An 18,123-nucleotide genomic window follows, 5' to 3' on the forward strand; every position below is an offset into this window, starting at 1 on the left:
AACCCCCTTGCCGGACCAGCATTGACGTTCCATCACGAGTGAGAGGCCGCGAAGCGGTGGAGAACCGAAGCATGCCGACCCCGCCGCGCCGCCTCGGCGTCCGCCGCCGCAGGCCCGCCGTACTGGCTATGGCGGCCGCCCTGATCGCCGCCGGCGGCCTGGGCGGCGCCGTGCTGTACAACAGCAGCGGCCAGCGGATCGCCGTCCTGGCCCTGGCCCGCGACGTCCCCATGGGCCAGGTCATCGGCAACGACGACCTGGTCGTCGCCCACATCGCCGGCGACCCCGCGCTGCGCCCGCTGGACGCCCGCGACCTCGAACACACCGTCGGACTGCGCGCCACCACCGACCTCAAGCGCGGCGCCCTGCTGGTCAAGTCCGACCTCACCAGCGACCCCGCCACCCAGCCCGGCCAGCAGATCGTCGGCGTCGCCGCCAAACGCTCCCAACTGCCCGCCACCCGGCTGCAACCCGGACTCCAGGTGCTGATCGTCTACACCCCCGACAGCACCAAGACCGACGGCACCACCCGCACCCCCGACACCATGACCGCCACCGTCTCCGCCGTCGGCCGCACCGACCCCGACGGCACCACCGTCATAGACGTCGCCATCGGCCCGTCCGACGGCCCCCGACTCGCCTCCTGGGTGGCCGGCGGCAAGTTCCAGGTGATCCTCGCACCCCGAAACGCCGGGGGCTCCTGATGACCGTGGTGGCCGTCCTCGGCGGGCCGGGGGCGCCCGGGGCCACCAGCAGCGCCCTCGCCCTGCTGCTGTCCTGGCCGCTGCGCCCGGGCCGCCGCGTCCTGCTCGCCGAATGCGACCCCGACGGCGGCGCGGTGCTGGCCGGCGCCCTCGAAGGCCGCGTCGACGCGGTGTACGGACTGCGCAACCTCGCCGTAGCCGACCGGCGCGGACTGCTCGCCCAGACCCTGTGGGAACAACTGCTGGACGTCTCCCCGCAGGGCTCCGGCGAACGCCTCCTGCTGCCCGGACTCACCGACCCCGCCCAGGCCCCCGGCCTCGCCTACACCTGGGAACCCCTGGTCGAAGCGCTGCGCGCGCTCGACCCCGAGGGCTACGACGTGATCCTCGACCTCGGCCGCTCCGGCGCCAACGGCCCGATGGCCGTCCTCGCCCGGCGCTCCGACGTGGTCGCCGTGACCGTCCGCACCACACTGCGCGGACTCTCCGCCGCCCGGCCCCGGCTGGCCGCACTGCGCGAGGACCTCGACACCCACGGCACCGGATCGGACAGCCTCGGACTGCTGCTGGTCGCCGAAGGCCCCTACCCCGACCACGAGGTGTCCCGGCAGTTCCAACTGCCCGTGCTCGGCACCCTCACGCACGCGCCGCGCACCGCCCGGGTGCTGTCCGACGGCGGCGACACCACCGACCGGCGGTTCATCCGCTCCGAGCTGATGCGCACCGCGCGGACCGCCGCCGACCGGATCCAGCACCACGCCGAGGGGCGTCGGCGACGCCTCGGGCCGCAGGGGCCGCAGCAGGTTCCGCCGCAGCAGCTTCCGCGGCCGCAGGCGCAGGCCGTCCAGCCGTCGCCCCAGCCCGTCCAGCCGCAGCCGTTGACGTACCAGGTGCAGGCCCCGCAGCCGCCCGTTTCCCAGCAGGCCGTACCCTCGCAGCAGATGACGCAGCAACAGATGACGCAGCAACAGGTGACGCCCCCGCAGGCGCCGCCTCCCGCAGCCCCGTTCGCGCAGCCGCCGTTCGCGGCCGGGCCGGTGGGCGGGCGCCAGGCCCAGCCGTACCCTCCGCAGGCCGAGCAGTCCTACGTCCAGCAGCCGTACCCGCCGCAGCCGTACCAGGCCCAGGCCCCGCAGTACCCGACGCAGCCCCAGCCGTTCCTGCCGCCGCCCGTCCAGCCCCAGCCGGTTCAGCCGCAGCGGCCGCAGGCCGGTGGGCAGTTCACGGGGGAGTGGCCGATCCGGGTGGAGAACCAGCCGCAGATCTCGTACACCGCGCCGTACATCGCGCCGCCCGTGGTGCCGCAGCCGCCCGCGCCCGCGCCGTTCCCCAGACAGGACGACGGGCCCGAGGACGGGCGGGGGGAGGTGCACCGTGCGCGCTAACCCCTACCAGGGGCCGCCGCCCCAGCAGGCCGGGCAGTACGTCAACGGGCAGGTGGTGTACGGAGGTTCGGCGGACGCCGGCGAGCTGCCGTGGGCCGCGCCGGCCGTGCCCGCGCCGATGCCCGCCGCGCCCGTCCCGCCGACCGGCCCGGTGTCGGCCATGCCCGCCGCCGTGCCCGCGCTCGGCCCGGCCGGGGCGGTGCCGGCCGTGGACACCCAGGTCGCACGGGAGCTGAAGCGGCAGGTCGCGGCCGAACTGCACCAGCAGCTGTCCCGGCTGAACGAGGCGTCCGGCACCGAGGCCGACCGGGCCACCCGCCGTCAGCGCGGACGGGCGCTGATCGAGGAGGCGGTGGCCCGCTGGTCCGACGCCTACGCGCAGACCCACGGCATCCCGCCCACCCGCGAACAGGACCGGGCGCTCTCCGAGGCCGTCTACGACCTGCTGTTCCGGGCCGGGCGCCTCCAGCCGTACCTCGACGACCCGGAGATCGAGAACATCCTGATCAACGGCTGCGACGACGTCTGGGTCTCGCGGGTGCACCAGCCGCTGCGGCAGGTCCCGCCGGTCGCCGACTCCGACGAGGAACTCATCGAGCTGCTCCAGGACCTGGCCCGCCAGCACGGCGGCGGCGAACGCAGCCTGTCCACCGCCAGCCCGATGCTCGCGCTGCGCCTGGAGGGCGGCATGCGCCTGCAGGCGATGACCGAGGTCACCCCCCGCCCCTACGTGGCGATCCGCCGCCACCGGGTGGCCAGCGCCAACCTCCGCGACCTGGTCCAACTCGGCACCGTGGACACCACCCTGGCCGCGTTCCTGGCCGCCGCCATCCGGGCCCGGAAGAACGTGATGATCACCGGCACCCAGGGCGTCGGCAAGACCAGCCTGCTGCGCGCGATGGCCGCCGAGATCCCGCCCGACGAACGGATCGGCACCCTGGAGTCCGAGTTCGAGCTCTGGCTGCACACCCTCGGCCACCTGCGCCAGGTCGTACCGATGGAGGCCCGCGAGGGCAACGGCGAACGCGTGGACGGACGGCTCGCCGGCGAGCTGACGATCGGTGAACTCATTCCCGCCGCACTGCGGATGACGCTTTCGCGGATCATCGTCGGCGAAGTCCGCTCCGGCGAGGTCGTGCCGATGCTGCGGGTGATGACCAACGGCGAGGGCGGCTCGATGTGCACCCTGCACGCCCGCGGCCCGCACATGGTGGTCGACCGGATCGCCGAACTCTGCCTCGAGTACGGCTCCCACATGACCGACAGCCTGGCCTACCGGCTCACCGCCAACGCCATCGACTTCATCGTGCACGTCACCATGGTCGACGAGACCGCCGTCGGCGGCCGCCGCCACCGGTTCGTCTCGCACGTCCTGGAAGTGGCCGGCCTCGGCGAGTCCGGACGGCCCGCCATGAACACCGTCTTCGGGCCGCGCCCGGAACTCGGCGAGGTACGGGCCGTCCCCGTCACCCCGCCGCACTGCCTGGACGACCTGCGCCGGGCCGGCTTCGACGCGGGGCTGCTCGCCTCCCCCTACGGGGCCTGGGGCGCGCCGCTGAACCTGCGGATCGGGGGGATGCGCTGATGCTCCTGTACGTGCTGTGCGGACTGCTCACCGCCGGCGGACTGGTGGCCCTGGCCGCCGGACTGACCGGACGGCGCGCCGACCCCGACGAACGGGCCAACCCGCTGGAAGGACGGCTGCACACCCTCTGGTACGGCGCCCCCGGCACCGCCTCGCCCGGCGTCGCCCGGCTGCGCCGCATCCAGCTCGCGCTGGCCCTGCTCGGCGGCCCGGCCGGCTGGCTGTTCACCGGCATCCCGCTGGTCGCCCTGCTGGTGCCCGCCGGCGTCTTCGGCCTGCCCTGGCTGTTCGACGCCACCCGCTCCGACACCCGCCGGATCGAACGGCTGGAAGCACTCGCCGAGTGGACCCAGCGCCTCGCCGACGTCCTGCTGCTCGGCGTCGGCCTCAACCAGGCCATCGTCACCAGCCGCCGCACCGCACCCGCCGCCCTGGAGACCGAGATCACCGAGCTCGCCGCCCGCCTCCAGGCCCGCTGGCGCCCCGAGGACGCACTGCGCGCCTTCGCCGACCAACTCGCCGACGCCACCGCCGACAAGGTGCTCGCCGCCCTCCTGCTGCGGGCCGGCGACAGCGGCCCCGGCCTGGCCCGGGCCCTCGCCGACATGGCCGAATCGGTCCGCGAGGAAGTCCGCCAGCGCCGCACCATCGAGGCCGACCGGGCAAAGCACCGCACCACCATCCGCTGGATGGTGGGCATCATCCTGCTGGTGATAGTCCTCGGCTCGTTCAACTCCACCTACACCCAGCCCTACACCACCGGCATCGGCCAACTCGTGCTCGGCGTCGTCGCGGTGGCGTTCGTGCTGGTGATCGCCTGGATGCGCTCGCTCGCCTCGTACACCCCCCTGCCACGGATCCTGGAACAGGACCGGCGCTCCAAGGCCGGCCGGATGCCCGGACAGCGCACCGGCGACGAAACCGCCGACACCGCGGCCGGCGACGACAACGACCCGCTGGTCAAGGGAGCCCGATGATCTCGCCCTGGGCCGTCCTGGCCGGCGCCGCCGCCGCCGGCGGCCTCGCCCTGCTGCTCGCCGAACTCCGCCCCGCCCCACCGGACCTGGGCCAGGCCCTGGACCGGCTGCACCGCACCCCCGAACCGCGCCGGGACGCCGCCGACGACGCCGCCGACCCCTGGTACGACCGGGTCGGCACCCGCTCGCTCCAACTGCCCGGGGTCCGCATCCCACAGCAGGAACTCGCCCTGATCGGCCGCAGCCCCGCCCGGTTCATGGCACACAAGGTGCTGTTCGCCGTCATCGGCCTCTCGCTGCCCGGCTACTTCGCCGCACTGGCCGCCCTGTTCGGCGACGGACTGCCCATCGCCGTCCCGCTGCTGGTCGGACCGCTGCTCGGCGCACTGCTCTGGTTCGTCCCCGACGCCATCGTGGCCGGCGAGGCCAAGGAGGCCCGCACCGAGTACCTGCACGGCATCGCCGCCTACCTGGAACTCGTCGCGCTGGAACGCGCCGCCGACTGCGGACCCGCCGAAGCACTCCGCCGCGCCGCCTCCGCCGGCCGCGGCACCGTCTTCCGGCGGATCCGCGACGCCCTCGAACGCGCCGCCACCGACCGGCTCCCGCCCTGGGACGGACTCGACACCCTCGCCCAGGAGTTGGGCCTCACCCCGCTCCAGGACGTCGCCGACATCATGCGGATCTCCGGCGTCGACGGCGCCGCCGTCTACGACACCCTGCGGGCCCGCGCCAAGAGCCTGCGCGGCGAACTGCTCTCCGAAGAACTCGCCAAGGCCAACACCGACAGCGAACGAATGGTCGCACCCGGCTCCGCGCTCACCCTGCTGATGACGGTCCTGATCGTCTTCCCCGCGCTCTACCAGATGCTGACCGTCCAATGACCTCCACGAGTACCCCGCCACCCCGCACCGGAGAGCACACCATGAACCGAATCCGCGCCCTGGCCACGGCAGTTCTGCTGCCGCTGCTGTTCCCCGTCCACCTGCTGCGCCCCGTCCTCGAGTTCCGGCTGGTCAAGCTGCGGGCCGCCCGCGCCTCCGGCGACCGCGGCGCGATCAGCATCGAACTCGCGCTCGCCGTCATCGTGCTGGTCGCCATCGCCGGCGCGGTGGTCTACGCGATCACCCAGCTCGGCACCAACGTGAAGAACAAGATCCCGCAGAACGTGCCGGACGGGGGCCAGGCACCGTGACCTCCCGCCCGCCCCGGCCCGTCGCCCGTACGGCCCTGACGGTCCGGCAGTTCCGCGGACGCACGCTCGACGCGGGAGCGATGGCGATCAGCCTCGCCATCGTCTTCCCCGCCGTGCTGTTCGTCATCCTCCTGGTCGTTCAGGCCGGACTCTGGTGGTACGCCGACCAGGCCGCGCTGACCGCCGCCCGGGAGGGCGTGGACGCCGGACGCGTCAACGGCGCGCGCGCGGACGACGGGCCGAGGCGGGCCCAGGACTTCACCGACCGGCTCGGCAACCTCGCCCGGCTGGAACACATCGACACCGACAGCGGCGACCCCGACCTGTACCGGCTGTCCGTCACCGTCCACCCCGCGTCCGTGCTGCCGTTCTTCGACCGGCTGACGCTCACCAAGACCGCCAGCGCGCCCCGGGAGAAGTTCGTTCCGCAGGGGCAGCCGTGAGAGACCTTCTTCGGATACGCCGCGACGACCGGGGGTCGTTCGCGATCGAGGCCGCCATCGTGGTGCCCGTGGTGCTCGCCTTCGCGCTGATGGCGGTCGCCGCCGGGCGCGTCCAGAGCACCGGCGCGATCGTCGACGCCGCCGCCCGCTCCGGCGCGCGCGCCGCCTCGCTGGCCCGCACCCCCGAGGGCGCCCGGCAGGCCGCCGCCGACGCGGTCCAACAAGCCCTCGCCGACCGCCGCGTACAGTGCGCGACCGAGCCCGTCGGGGAGCCCGAGTACGGCATCCTGAACACCGACGGAGAACCGCTCACCACCATCACCGTCCGGGTCTCCTGCACCGTCGCGTTCGGCGACCTGATGGAACTCGACGGCCTGCCCGGCCACAAGACGCTCACCGGTACATTCACCTCCGTGGTGGACCGCTACCGGGGAAACTGATCACACCTCAGGGGGAGGGACCGTGAACGAACGAGGCGTGAACTGCCTTGACCGGGGCAGCATTTCGGTCATGGTCGCCGTCACCGCCGTCAGCCTGGTGGCCGTGGTCGGCCTGGTTCTCGACTGCGGCGGACGGCTGCGTGCCGTCGAACGGACCGACGCGCTCGCCCAGGAAGCCGCCCGGGCCGGCGGCCAGCAGCTCGACATCGACGCGCTGCGGGCCGGCCGGGGCTACCGCTTCGACCGGCCCGCCGCCGAACGGGCCGCCACCGCGTACCTGCGCGGCCACGGCATCAAGGGCGCCATCGGCTTCCCGAACCCGAACGACCTGCAAACGTTCAGCGTCACCGTCGAAACGGACTACCCGACCGCGCTGCTCGGCCTGGTCGGCATCACCACACTCCCCGTGCAGGGTCACGGCAAGGCCACCCTGGTACACGGCATCACGGAAGGGACGACCGGCTGATGGCCGCGCGCGGAGCCGACGACCAGCACCGCAAGGGCCGCCCGGGGCGGCGACCGCACCCCGGCGGCACCACGCCCGTTCATCTCGGGCGCCCCGCCCGACGGCGCGGCGCCGGAGGCTCGCTGCTCGCCGCGCTCGGCTCGCTGCTGGCGCTGGCCGTGCTGCTGATCGGCGTGCCCGCCCTGCTCGGCTACGGCACCGCCACCGTCGCCGCCATGGGCAACCCGTTCGGCCGCGGCCTGGTGGAGGCGCTCACCAGCCCCGACGACGGCAGCCTGTTCCTGTGGCTGCTGGTCGGCGTCGGCTGGCTCGGCTGGCTGTGCTTCCTGATCTCCGTACTGATCGAGATCCCCGCCCAGCTGCGCGGCCGGGTCGCCCGCCGGCTCCCCGCCTTCGGCTGGAGCCAGCGGATCGCCGCCGGCCTGGTCGGCTCCGTGCTCGCCCTGCTCCCGGTGGCCGGCTCGGCCTTCGCCGCCACCCCCGAACTCGCCGAACGCCCCGCCGCCGTCGCCCAGTTGACGTCCTCCCCGGCGCTCGCCGCACTGCCCGCCGCCGCCCCCGCCGCGGCACCCGACGCCGACCCCCAGCAGCCCACCTACACGGTGCGCGACTCCCGGCCCGCCGACAGCCTGTGGACCATCGCCGAACGCCAACTCGGCTCCGGCGAACGCTGGACGGAGATCGCCAAACTCAACGCGGGCCGCGCGATGGACGACTCCGGCACCCGCTTCGACGCCGACCGCCCGATCCAGCCCGGCTGGCGGCTGCTGATGCCCGCCGACGCCAAGCCCGACGCCGCGAGTGGCGGGGGCGCCGGGACAGCGGGTGGCGGCGCGGCCGGTGGGGGTACCCAGAGTGCCGCCGTCACCCCGCCCGGGCTGACCGCGGCCGCCCACGGCACCGTCACCGTGCACTCCGGCGACTCGCTGTCCGGCATCGCCCAGCGGGAGTTGGGCGACGGCGACCGCTGGCCCGAACTGTTCGACGCCAACAAGGGCGTCACCGCGCCCGACGGCGAGAAGCTCACCAACCCGGACCTGCTCGCGCCCGGCATGGTGCTCACCATGCCCGGGGCGCCGGCTGCCGCTCAGCCGCCCGCGGCGGGGGCGCCCGCGCCGCAGGCCCCGGTGGTGCCGCGCAGCCACGCGCCCGAGCGGCCCGAGCACGACGACGTGCCCGCCGCCCAGCCGCCTGCCGCCCAGCCACCTGCGCCCGCGTCGCCCGCTGCGCAGAGCCCGGCCGAGCAGAGCCCGACGGCGCAGAGTCCGGCCGCGCAGAGCCCCGCTGCGGAGAGCCCCGCGCCCGAGCAGACGCCCGCACCGTCCACCGGCGCCGAGACGCCCGCGCCGCAGGACAGCACGCCCGCCGCCAACCTGCCCGCCGCCCGCGACCAGCAGGCCCGCCACGGCGACGACTACACCGTGCCGCTGGCGGTCTCCACCGTCGGCGTGCTGATGGCCGCCGCGCTGGTCAGCCTGGTCGCCCGCCGCCGCACCGACCAGCAGCGGGCCCGCCGCCCCCGGCACCGGATCGCGCTGCCGTCCGCCCCGGCCGGCCGCTTCGAGGCCGAGCTGAAGGCCCGCCAGAACGACGGCGGACTGGAACTGCTCAACCGCGCGCTGCGCACCCTCGGCCGCAACACCGTCCGCGGCGACAAGCGGCTGCCCGCCCTGGTCGCCGCCCGGATCACCAACGCCGGCACCGTCGAACTGCACCTGGCCGCACCCGCCGTGCCGATCGCCCCGTTCCGGGCCGCGCACGCCCCCAACGTGTGGTGGTGCCCCGACGACTCCAACGAGCTGCTGTCCGCCGGGCAGGCCGCCAAGTACAGCGCTCCCTACCCGGCGCTGGTCACCCTCGGCAACAGCCCCGACGGCTCCACCGTCCTCGCGGACCTGGAGACCGTCCGCCTGGTCCACCTCTCCGGGCACCCCGACGACGCCGACGACGTGCTGCGCACCCTCGCCGTCGAACTCGCCCACAGCCCGCTCGCCGACCGTCTCCACCTGCACCTGGTCGGCATCGCCACCGACCTGCCCGCCGCCGGCCCCGCCACCGACCGGGTCCACCACCACGCCACCCTGGAGGCCGCGCTCGCCGCCCTCGGCCCGCGCACCGCCAAGGCCCGCGCCACACTGGTCGCCGCCGAGGCCGGCAGCCCCCGCGAGGCCCGCAGCCGGGGCAGCGCCGACGAGGCCTGGGTGCCGGAGATCGTGCTCTCCGCGCAGCCGCCCGCCGGTGGCATCCCCGCCGAACTCGGCCGGCTGCTCGACGGCCGCCCCCGCACCTGCCTGGCCGTCCTCACCCGTGCCCCCGAGCGCGGGGCCGGCCCCGTCGCCCGCTGGACGCTCCCCGCCGTCGGCCAGTTCACCCTGCCCGGCCTTCACCTGAACGTCGAACTCCAGCGCCTGAGCCGCGAACAGTACGACCAGCTCGGCGAACTCGTCCGCGCCTCCGGAGACTTCACCCAGCACCCCGCCCCCGACTGGACCCTCGACGGCCCGCACAACGGCCCCGAGGACGAGGCCGAGATCCCGCTCCCCGCCGTCCCCGCACTGGCCACCGTCGGCGCCGCGATCGCCGCCCACCCCGGACCGCTCGGCTTCGAGTCGGACGGCGGCATGCCCGAGCGCGCCGACAGCTCTCTGGACGCCCGGCTGATCGCCCTGCTCGGCGGACCCGGCGGCGCGGAGCAGCACGCGGCCGAGGCATCGGCGCCGCTGTCGCTGGCCAAGCCCGGCGCCGACGGCGGCGCCGACGGCCCGCGCGTGCTGGCCCGGGTCGTGCCCACCGGCAGCAGCCCGTTCGCCGGGCTCGTCCCCACCGCGCCCACCAACCCCTACGCCGTCACCCCGGTCACCCCCGTCCCGCCCGCCGAGCCCCGGCACGCCGCCAACGGCCAGGCCCGCAAGGCCACCACGCCGCCGCACGGCACCGTCGTCGACCCGCGGCTCGCTGCCTACCCCGTTCCGGTGGACCCCGTTCCGGTGGACCCCGCGCCGCTCGACCACGACCCGGACGCCGCCGACACCGCCGAACTCCCGCCCGTGGAAACGGCGGTGGAGTCGGTGGCGGAGCCCGTGGCGGAGCGGTCGGTGGAGTCGGTGCCGGAACCCGTCGTGGCACCGGAGCCGGACCGCACGGAGTACTTCGAGCTGCCGCCGGCGGAGACCGCCCCGGAACCCACGGCCGGCACCCAGTACTTCGAGCTCCCGCCGGTCGAGACCGCCCCCGCCGTCCCGGCCCCGGCCGCCCAGCCGGTGGTGCCCGAGCCCGCGCCGATCCACGACCAGGCGGAGGCACCCGACCCGCACGCCGCGAGCGCCGCCGCCCGGCCGTCCGCCCGGCCCGGGAGCACCGCCGCCCGGACCGACAGTGACGACCTGCTGGCGATCCTGCGCTCCCCGGAGGCGCACCACCTGCGGTCCGCGCCGCGGATCCGGCTGCTCGGCCCGGTGGACGTCCTCGGGGTGGCGGGCAGCATCGACCCGGCCGCCCGCCCCCGGCTGACCGAGCTCGCCGCGTACCTGGCGCTGCGCCCCGGATCCGAGCACTCGGTGGTCGACCGGGACATCCACCCCGGCGCCGCCCACCTCGACCCGAAGGCCACCGCGGAGCGGCTCGCCGAACCGCTGCCGGTCAAACTCGCCGCGCTGGCCGCCTGGTTGGGCGCCTCCCCGGAGGGCCGCGACTACCTGGCCGCCGAGCCCGCCGAGACGTACACGCTGGCCCCGACGGTCGGCTGCGACTGGGACGAGTTCCGCAGCCTGTACCGGCGCGGCATGCGCTCCACCTCCACCACCGCCGACGCCGCACTCGCCCACGCCCTCGCCCTGGTCCGCGGCGCCCCGTTCGCCGAGTCCCCGGCCGGGACGTTCGGCTGGGCGGAGACCGAACGCCAGGACATGCTGGCCGCGATCGTCGACACCGCGCACGAACTCGCCGCCCGCCGCCTCCAGTACGGCGACCACCGCACCGCCGAGGCCGCGATCTTCCGCGCCCTCGCCGTCGCCCCTGACGTCGAACTCCTGCACCGCGACCTGTTCTACGCGTACGCCTCGGCCGGCGCCCGCGACCAACTCGTCCGCGCCGTCAACCGCCTCGACGCACTGAGCCGCCGCACCGGCCGCGACCTCGACCCCGACACCGTCGCCCTGCTCCGCGACCTCCTCACCGGAGGCTGAGCGCTGAGGAGTTGAGGCCCCGGTCCTACTGGACGCTCCAGCGGAACTCGATCTCCGGGTACCGCGGGGACGGTCCGTCGAGGATCGGGGCGGGGCAGTCGCGCAGGAAGCGGTCGGCGAAGGCGCGGACGTACGCGCGGGTGAGTTCGGTGGCGCGGGCCGGGGCGAGGGTGCCGAAGAGGCCGGCGTAGACCTCGGCGGGAAGGCGGTCGGCGAGGTGGCCCGGCCCGGCGGCGTGCGGCAGGTCGGTGAAGGTGAGGTGGCCCGCGCCCCGGGTCCGGAGCTGACGTCCCCAGGCCCGGTGGTGCTCGCGCCAGCGCCGCCAGGTGTCGTGGTCCTCGAGCGAGGTGAGCAGCAGGAACGGCCGGTCCAGCCCGAGTTCGGGAACGGACGAACCGAACAGGCCGCCGTCGAGGTCGAGGCCGATCCGCAGCCGGGAGTCCTGCCGCAGCGCCTCGGCCGCAGCGGCCCCGCCCATGGAGTGGCCGAGCACCCCGATTCGCCCGCCGTCGACCCGGAACGGCAGCCGGCCGCCGGTCAGTTCGTCGACCACGAAGCGCAGATCGCCGACCCGTGCGGCGATCTGCTGCCGGTCCGGGCCGTCATTGCCCGGCGGATCGTCCGACAACGAGCTGTACACCACCCGGCCGTCCGGGAACTCCACGGCGGTGGCGTCGTAGGTGTGGTCAATGGCGGCGACGAGGTAGCCGTGCGCGGCCAACTCCTCCGCCAACGCCGTGCAGTTGCTGCGCCCACCCTTCCGCCCGTGCCCGAACAGCAGCAGCGGCAGCGGGCCCGGGTGGACGGGGGCGCCGGCGTGGGCGGTGGGCCGGATCCGCGACAACGTGCCCGGGTCGATCAGCAGAAAACCTTCGAGCGCGGCCGCGACCCGCGGGGTCGTGTACGACGCCCGGCCCTGGTCCCCGGTACCCCGCGCCGGGTACCAGAACTGCACCATCAACTCGCGTGCCCCGGAGGCGGGTTCGAACGGGTCGGGCCGGCCGTGGTCGACCAGGTGCAGACTGACGGTACCGACCGGCCGGCCGACAGTCGGCGAGGGCAGGTCGATGGGCTGCGGCGAATCCGCCAGGGCAGGCCCGGCCGGCAGCAGGGCGGCGGCCCCGCCCAGACCGGCGAGAGCGAACAGTGAGCGACGCTTGATCATGTGTCATCCTCGGCGACTCGGCTGTTGAGTCCGGCCAGCGTAGGCCGAGGGTGCCGCCAAGTTGTAGAGGGCGCAACGGAGTTGGCCTGTTGCGCCCGCGACCTCCTTACCGGAGGCCGAGCGGGGCTCGGCGCAGGGCCACTTCGCGCGGGCCGTTGAGGGGCGCCAGGGACAGTACCGTCCTCGGCGCCCGCAGTCCGTCGTGCTGCGTGAAGAGCGCCCGCGCGGCGTCGAACGGCACGTCGTCGGAGGCCACGAGTGCGGCCCGGTCGTAGAGTTCACGCATCGCGTCGGTGATGTCCGCGTCGCTGCCCGCCCCCGTGCCCCAGACGTCCCACAGCAGCGTTTCGACCTTGTTCAGCGCCGCGAGATCCAGCCGGACGCACCCCGCGACGAACCACTCCCCGCACATCGGCCCCACCTGCGGCGGGTGCAGCCCGAACGCCTTCGGGTCGGCCTCGCCCGCGCGGACGGCCTGCCAGACCTTGCCCGCGACCTGAAAACGCTCGCGCGGAACGTCCATGGGGTCGAAGTCGAGGTTCCACGCGGCCGCGATCGCCGGGTCGGCCGCCTGGACGTCGGCGAGCAGCCAGCCCCGCTCGCTGTCCCAGTACTCGGTCACCATGTGATCGGCGTGGAAGCCGTCCGTGCCGAGGTAGTCGGCGAAGCCGTACCGCACGCGGGCCGGGATGCCCGCGTGGCGCAGGAATGAGCAGTGCAGCAACGCGAAGTCGCGGCAGACGCCGACGAATCGGTCGCCGGTGGCACGCGGCTGCGTCAGCGGGGCGTCGTTCCGCTCGAGGATCAGCCGGAGGATGTCGTCGAGGTAGCGGGTTTCGGCGTCGTTGTGGAGACGGTCCCGGGGGAGGGTGAAACGGAACTGCCCGCCCTCCAGGCGGTGGATCATCAAGTCGCGTGCGATGCGGGCGAGTTCGGCGGGATCGGTGGGAAGTGCGGCGTAGCGCGGGGCGAGGTCGCCGGGGTCGGAGAAGGCGCTCTGCTCGGTGTAGAAGGCGGTGGCGTCGGCGGCGAGACGGACGGATGGCATGGCTGGACTCCCGGAAGGCTTCGGTCGCATGTTCGATTGCCGGGCCGGCGCGCCTCACGGTGTCAAAATCTCCCGGAATTTGTCCAGACGCGAGATGCCCTTCCGGTTCCCAGCTTGCCCACGACCGCCCGCCCGGTCAGTGGGTCTCCAACGGGCCGGCCCGGGTGAGGAGTTCGGCGAGGGGGGTGCCGGTGCGGCGGGTGCGGAGTTGGGCGCGGGTGCGGGGGCGGGATTGGGGTTCCCGGCCGCAGCCGCAGCCCGTCGGCGCGTACGCGGTACGGGCGGGCGATGTTTCGCACCCTGCGGTGTGGAACGTCGCCCGCCCGTGGATTTCCGCTTCGCGTTCGGGAGTTACCGGCTCAACGTGCGGCCGGCCTGGCTCCGGCGCGGTGCCTCGGGGTCTGGCGGCGAACCGGTGGCCGGCGTTCGTGGGTCTGCTGGGGCGGGCCGGTCGGGTGTGGGGTCGGCCAGGCGGCGACCGGGTTGCCGATCCATCGGGTGCTTGCCGGGAGCGACTCGCCGCGCATGGCCAGGGAGGCCCCGCCGATCGAGGCGCCGGCGCCGATCGTGGCGCCGGGCAGCACGATGGAGTTGGGTCCGAGGGTGGCACCTTCGTCCAGCTTCACGGTGCCGAGCCGCATCACCCGGTCGTGGAACAGGTGGGTCTGCAGCACGGTGCCCCGGTTGACGCTGGCGCCGGGGCCGACGGTGACCAGGTCGGCCTCCGGCAGCCAGTGCGTCTCGCACCAGGCGCCGCGGCCGATCTTGGCGCCGAGGCTGCGCAGCCACAGGTTGAGGTAGGGCGTGCCGAGCAGGGTCCGGCCGCCCCAGGGCATGGCCAGTTCCTCGACGAAGGTGTCGTAGAGCTCGTTGCGCCAGACGAAGCTGGACCAGAGCGGGTGTTCGCCGCTGCGGAAGCGGCCGACCAGCAGCCATTTGGCGAGTGTGGTGACCAGGCAGGCGGCCAGGGTCGCGCCGGCCAGCACGATTCCGCCGACGGCCAGCGCCGCGGCCAGGCCGTCCCGGTCGATGACTTCCTGGAGCGCGCCGAAGACCAGGTCGCCCAGGATCACCGTGAGCACCACCGGCAGCAGCCGGCACAGTTCCACGCCGGCCCGGGCCAGCACCAGCCGGCGCGGCGGGTCGTAGGTGCGTCCCTCGTCGGCCTGGTCGGCCACCCGGGGCAGTTCGATGCCGGGCCGGCCGAGCCAGGAGGAGCCGGGCGCGGCCTTGGCGGGCGCGTCGGAGAGCACCCCGACCAGGGCCCGGTCGGGCAGCTCGCGGTCGGCGCCGACGATGCCGGAGTTGCCGACGAAGGCCCGCCGGCCGACGTGGGACGGGCCGACCCGCAGCCAGCCGCCGCGCACCTCGAACGGGGCGATCAGGGTGTCGTCGGCGAGGAAGGCGCCGTCGTCCACGGACATCTGACCGGGCAGCGCCAGCACCGTGGAGGCCTCCACCCGGCTGCCGATCCTGGCCCCGAGCAGCCGCAGCCAGACCGGGGTGAAGAGGCTGGCGTAGAACGGGAAGAGGGTGCGGCGGGCGGTGTCCATCAGCCGGTTGACGGCCCAGACGCACCAGGCGACCTTGCCGTGCGCCGGGTGGTGGCCGGGCTTGATCGGCACGCTGAAGATCCGGATCAGCAGCACCAGCAGCAGCGCGTAGACCGCAAGGGTCATGACCGTCAACTCGAGGCTGAAGGACACGAGTTGGAGCATCGCGCTGCCGAGCGTGCGGTCGGTGTCGAGCATCGGGTAGAGCACCAGCAGCCCGGGTACGGCGGCGAGCAGCGGCAGCAGGGTGAAGCCGAACAGGCCGAGGCCGTAGGCGAGGTTCCAGAAGCCCCCGCGGCGGCGGGCCCGGCCCGCGGCGGGCCAGGGTTCGCCCGGTTCGCTGCTGGGGCGGGCGGGCGTCCCGTGGTAGCGCTGCCCGGCCGGGACGGCGTCGAGCACGCAGCTGCCGGGGGCGACCTCGGCGGCGGCGCCGATCCGGGCACCGGGCATCAGGGTGGTCCGGGCGCCGATCCGGGCGCCGGCGCCGATCTCGATCGAGCCGATGTGCAGCAGGTCGCCGTCCAGCCACCAGCCGGCCAGGTCCACGCCTGGTTCCACCGCGCAGTCGGCGCCGAAGCGGGCCAGGCCGGTGATCGGCGGCAGGGCGTGCAGGTGGGCGCCCCGGCCGACCTCGCAGCCGAGCAGCCGGGCGTAGTGCCGGGCCCACGGGGTGCCGATCAGGTCGCCGGCGCCGAACGCCACGGCGGCCCGCTCGGCGGCCCAGAGCCGCAGGTGGACCAGGCCGCCGCGGGGGTAGCTGCCGGGGCGCAGCCGGGCGGTGAGCAGCCGGGCGCCGAGGGCGGTCAGCAGTAGCCGGCCGATGGAGCTGGAGAACAGCAGCAGGCCGGTGATGATCAACCACCAGGGGGTGTGCGGGGCCCAGTCGAGCCGGCCGCCCATCAGGTTGTCGACCCCGGCGACGGCGAGTACCCAGCGCACGCTGGTGACGGTGTAGAGGACGGCGAGCACCAGCGTCTGGCCGATCGCGGCCCGGCGCGGGGTGCGGCGGACCTGGCGCTGCCGGCCGGGTCCGCTGTCCTGGCCGTCCAGTACGGCGGCGGGCACCGGTCCGCTGTCCTGGCCGTCCAGGAGGGCGGCGAGGTCGGCGAGCACCGGGTTGGCGTACAGGTCGGCGACCGAGAGGCCGGGGAACCTGGCGCGCAGCACCGAGATCAGCCGGGCCGCGACCAGGCTGGAGCCGCCGAGCGCGAAGAAGTCGCTGTCGGCCCGGACCGGCAGGCCGAGGGTGGCCTCCCACTGTTCGGCGAGCCAGCCGGCGGTGCCGGTGAGTGGGGCCCGGTGGCCGCCGTCGCCCTGGCCGAGGCCGGGCAGCGGCCAGGGCAGGGCGTTGCGGTCGACCTTGCCGGAGGTTTTGGTGGGCAGCTGGTCGACGGCGGCGAGCAGCGGGACGAGGGCGGCCGGCAGACGTTCCTGGAGGAGTTTGCGGGCCAGGGTGAGGTCGGGATCCACCCCGGGGTGCGGCACCAGGTAGCCGACCAGCAGTTGGGTGCCGGCCGGGTTGGTGCGCACGGCCGCGGCGGCGGCCCGGATTCCGGGCAGCGCCTGGAGTGCGGCGTCCACCTCGCCGAGTTCGATCCGCCGGCCGCCGAGCTTGACCTGCTCGTCGGCGCGGCCGACGAAGATCAGGCCGCGCGGGTCGGCGACCACCAGGTCGCCGCTGCGGTAGACCCGCCCGCCGGGCAGCGCGGGGTGGGCGGTGAACTTCTCCGCGTCCTTGGCCGGGTCCAGGTAGCGGGCGGTGCCGATGCCGCCGATCAGCAGTTCGCCGGTCTCGCCCCAGCCGACCGGGTGCCCGACCTCGTTGACGACGGCGAGCTGCCAGCCGTCCAGCGGGGCGCCGATCCGCACCGGTTCGCCGGGCAGCATCCGGGCGGCGGTGGCGACCACGGTGGTCTCGGTGGGGCCGTAGGTGTTCCAGAACTCGCGGTGCGGGGCGGCGATCCGGTGCACCAGGTCGGGCGGGCAGGCCTCGCCGCCGACGATGATCAGCCGTACCCGGTCCAGGCACTCCTGGGGCCAGAGCGCGAGCAGGGTGGGTACGGTGGAGATCGCCGTGATGGCGCGCTCGACCAGCCAGGGGCCGAGGTCCGTGCCGGCCTTGACCAGTGAGCGCGGGGCCGGGACCAGGCAGGCGCCGTGACGCCAGGCCAGCCACATCTCCTCGCAGGAGGCGTCGAAGGCGACCGAGAGGCCGGCCAGCACCCGGTCGCCCGGACTGAGCGGGTGCTGCTGGAGGAAGATCCGCGCCTCGGCGTCCACGAAGGCGGCGGCGGAGCGGTGCGTGACCGCCACGCCCTTGGGGCGGCCGGTGGTGCCGGAGGTGAAGATGATCCAGGCGTCGTCGTCCGGCGACGGCCCGGCGGCCCGGCCGGCGGGCGGGACGGCCCCGTTCAGGGCGACCTGCCGGCCGGCGCCGATCACGGCGCAGACCCGGGCGTCCTGCCAGATCATCTCGGCCCGCTCGTCGGGGTCGTCGGCGTCCACCGGCACGTAGGCGGCGCCGGCGGCGAGCACCGCGAGGATCGAGACGTACAGGTCGGCGGAGCCGGAGGGAACTCGGACGCCGACCCGGTCGCCGGCGCCGATCCCCCGTTGGTTGAGCCAGTTCGCCAGGGTGCTCACCTCGTGGAGCAGCGCCTGGTAGTCGAGCACCGCGCCGCCGGCGTCCAGGGCCGGGGCCCCGGGAAACGCCTGTGCGGTGGCGATCAGGATGTCGAGCAGGGTGCGCGCCTGGGGCACCGGGGTCAGGGGCCAGACGGCGACCTCACGAGCGGACCGGTGCGGATGCGCGGTGGGCACCGGGTCGTGGCTCGCAGCCATGGGGTATCTCCTCGAGTCGCTGAACTGCCGAATACGAACTGACGGGGCCGAGTACCGCAGCGGAACAACGGCACGCGATCTTCCGGGACGGACAGCGCGCTCATTCACATTGCCTGAAGCCGGCGCTCGCCGCGCAC

General features: G+C 74.8%; 13 protein-coding genes. 10 read left to right on the plus strand and 3 right to left on the minus strand.

Features of this window, described 5'->3' with window-relative positions:
• Positions 1–71 precede the first annotated feature (71 nt).
• The 10 genes from ACFYST_RS04580 (at position 72) to ACFYST_RS04625 (ending at position 11,379) form a co-directional block, all read left to right on the plus strand.
• A complete protein-coding gene (locus tag ACFYST_RS04580; protein ID WP_387634377.1) occupies positions 72–704 on the plus strand; it encodes an SAF domain-containing protein in 633 nt (210 codons plus the stop codon).
• Positions 704–2,089: a hypothetical protein gene (locus ACFYST_RS04585; RefSeq protein ID WP_387859794.1), complete on the plus strand. Its 1,386-nt coding sequence runs from the start codon at positions 704–706 to the stop codon at positions 2,087–2,089. The genes ACFYST_RS04580 and ACFYST_RS04585 overlap by 1 nt, the downstream gene beginning before the upstream one ends.
• Positions 2,079–3,674: a CpaF family protein gene (locus ACFYST_RS04590; RefSeq protein WP_387859796.1), complete on the plus strand. Its 1,596-nt coding sequence runs from the start codon at positions 2,079–2,081 to the stop codon at positions 3,672–3,674. The genes ACFYST_RS04585 and ACFYST_RS04590 overlap by 11 nt, the downstream gene beginning before the upstream one ends.
• Positions 3,674–4,651, plus strand: coding sequence for a type II secretion system F family protein (locus ACFYST_RS04595; protein WP_387634371.1), 978 nt, complete (start codon positions 3,674–3,676; stop codon positions 4,649–4,651). The genes ACFYST_RS04590 and ACFYST_RS04595 overlap by 1 nt, the downstream gene beginning before the upstream one ends.
• Entirely contained in the window at positions 4,648–5,535 is an 888-nt protein-coding gene (locus ACFYST_RS04600) for a hypothetical protein (RefSeq protein WP_387634368.1), read from the plus strand. Before ACFYST_RS04595 ends, ACFYST_RS04600 begins: the two co-directional genes overlap by 4 nt.
• Before the next feature lie 41 nt (positions 5,536–5,576).
• The gene (locus tag ACFYST_RS04605; protein WP_073808831.1) at positions 5,577–5,846 is read left to right on the plus strand and encodes a hypothetical protein; all 270 of its coding nucleotides are present in this window, start codon (positions 5,577–5,579) and stop codon (positions 5,844–5,846) included.
• The gene (locus ACFYST_RS04610) at positions 5,843–6,289 is read left to right on the plus strand and encodes a TadE family protein (RefSeq protein WP_387634365.1); all 447 of its coding nucleotides are present in this window, start codon (positions 5,843–5,845) and stop codon (positions 6,287–6,289) included. Before ACFYST_RS04605 ends, ACFYST_RS04610 begins: the two co-directional genes overlap by 4 nt.
• Entirely contained in the window at positions 6,286–6,729 is a 444-nt protein-coding gene (locus ACFYST_RS04615; RefSeq protein ID WP_387634362.1) for a TadE/TadG family type IV pilus assembly protein, read from the plus strand. The genes ACFYST_RS04610 and ACFYST_RS04615 overlap by 4 nt, the downstream gene beginning before the upstream one ends.
• A 70-nt stretch (positions 6,730–6,799) precedes the next feature.
• Complete coding sequence (locus ACFYST_RS04620) at positions 6,800–7,195, plus strand: hypothetical protein (RefSeq protein WP_387634360.1); 396 nt, start codon at positions 6,800–6,802, stop codon at positions 7,193–7,195.
• Positions 7,195–11,379 carry a BTAD domain-containing putative transcriptional regulator gene (locus ACFYST_RS04625; RefSeq protein ID WP_387859798.1) on the plus strand — a complete coding sequence of 1,395 codons (4,185 nt, stop codon included), beginning with the start codon at positions 7,195–7,197 and terminating at the stop codon, positions 11,377–11,379. Before ACFYST_RS04620 ends, ACFYST_RS04625 begins: the two co-directional genes overlap by 1 nt.
• Before the next feature lie 25 nt (positions 11,380–11,404).
• Here ACFYST_RS04625 and ACFYST_RS04630 read toward each other — a convergent pair whose 3' ends face one another.
• The 3 genes from ACFYST_RS04630 to ACFYST_RS04640 all read right to left on the minus strand — a co-directional run bounded on the left by ACFYST_RS04630 (position 11,405) and on the right by ACFYST_RS04640 (position 17,986).
• The gene (locus tag ACFYST_RS04630) at positions 11,405–12,544 is read right to left on the minus strand and encodes an alpha/beta hydrolase family protein (protein ID WP_387859800.1); all 1,140 of its coding nucleotides are present in this window, start codon (positions 12,542–12,544) and stop codon (positions 11,405–11,407) included.
• Positions 12,545–12,650: 106 nt separating this feature from the next.
• Positions 12,651–13,592, minus strand: a complete 942-nt coding sequence (locus tag ACFYST_RS04635; RefSeq protein WP_387859801.1) for a transglutaminase-like domain-containing protein — start codon at positions 13,590–13,592, stop codon at positions 12,651–12,653.
• A gap of 359 nt (positions 13,593–13,951) precedes the next feature.
• Positions 13,952–17,986 carry a Pls/PosA family non-ribosomal peptide synthetase gene (locus ACFYST_RS04640; protein ID WP_387859803.1) on the minus strand — a complete coding sequence of 1,345 codons (4,035 nt, stop codon included), beginning with the start codon at positions 17,984–17,986 and terminating at the stop codon, positions 13,952–13,954.
• Between the last annotated feature and the right edge of the window lie 137 nt (positions 17,987–18,123).

Origin of the sequence: Kitasatospora sp. NPDC004614 (genome assembly GCF_042873675.1) — a bacterium.
Classification (GTDB): Bacteria; Actinomycetota; Actinomycetes; order Streptomycetales; family Streptomycetaceae; genus Kitasatospora.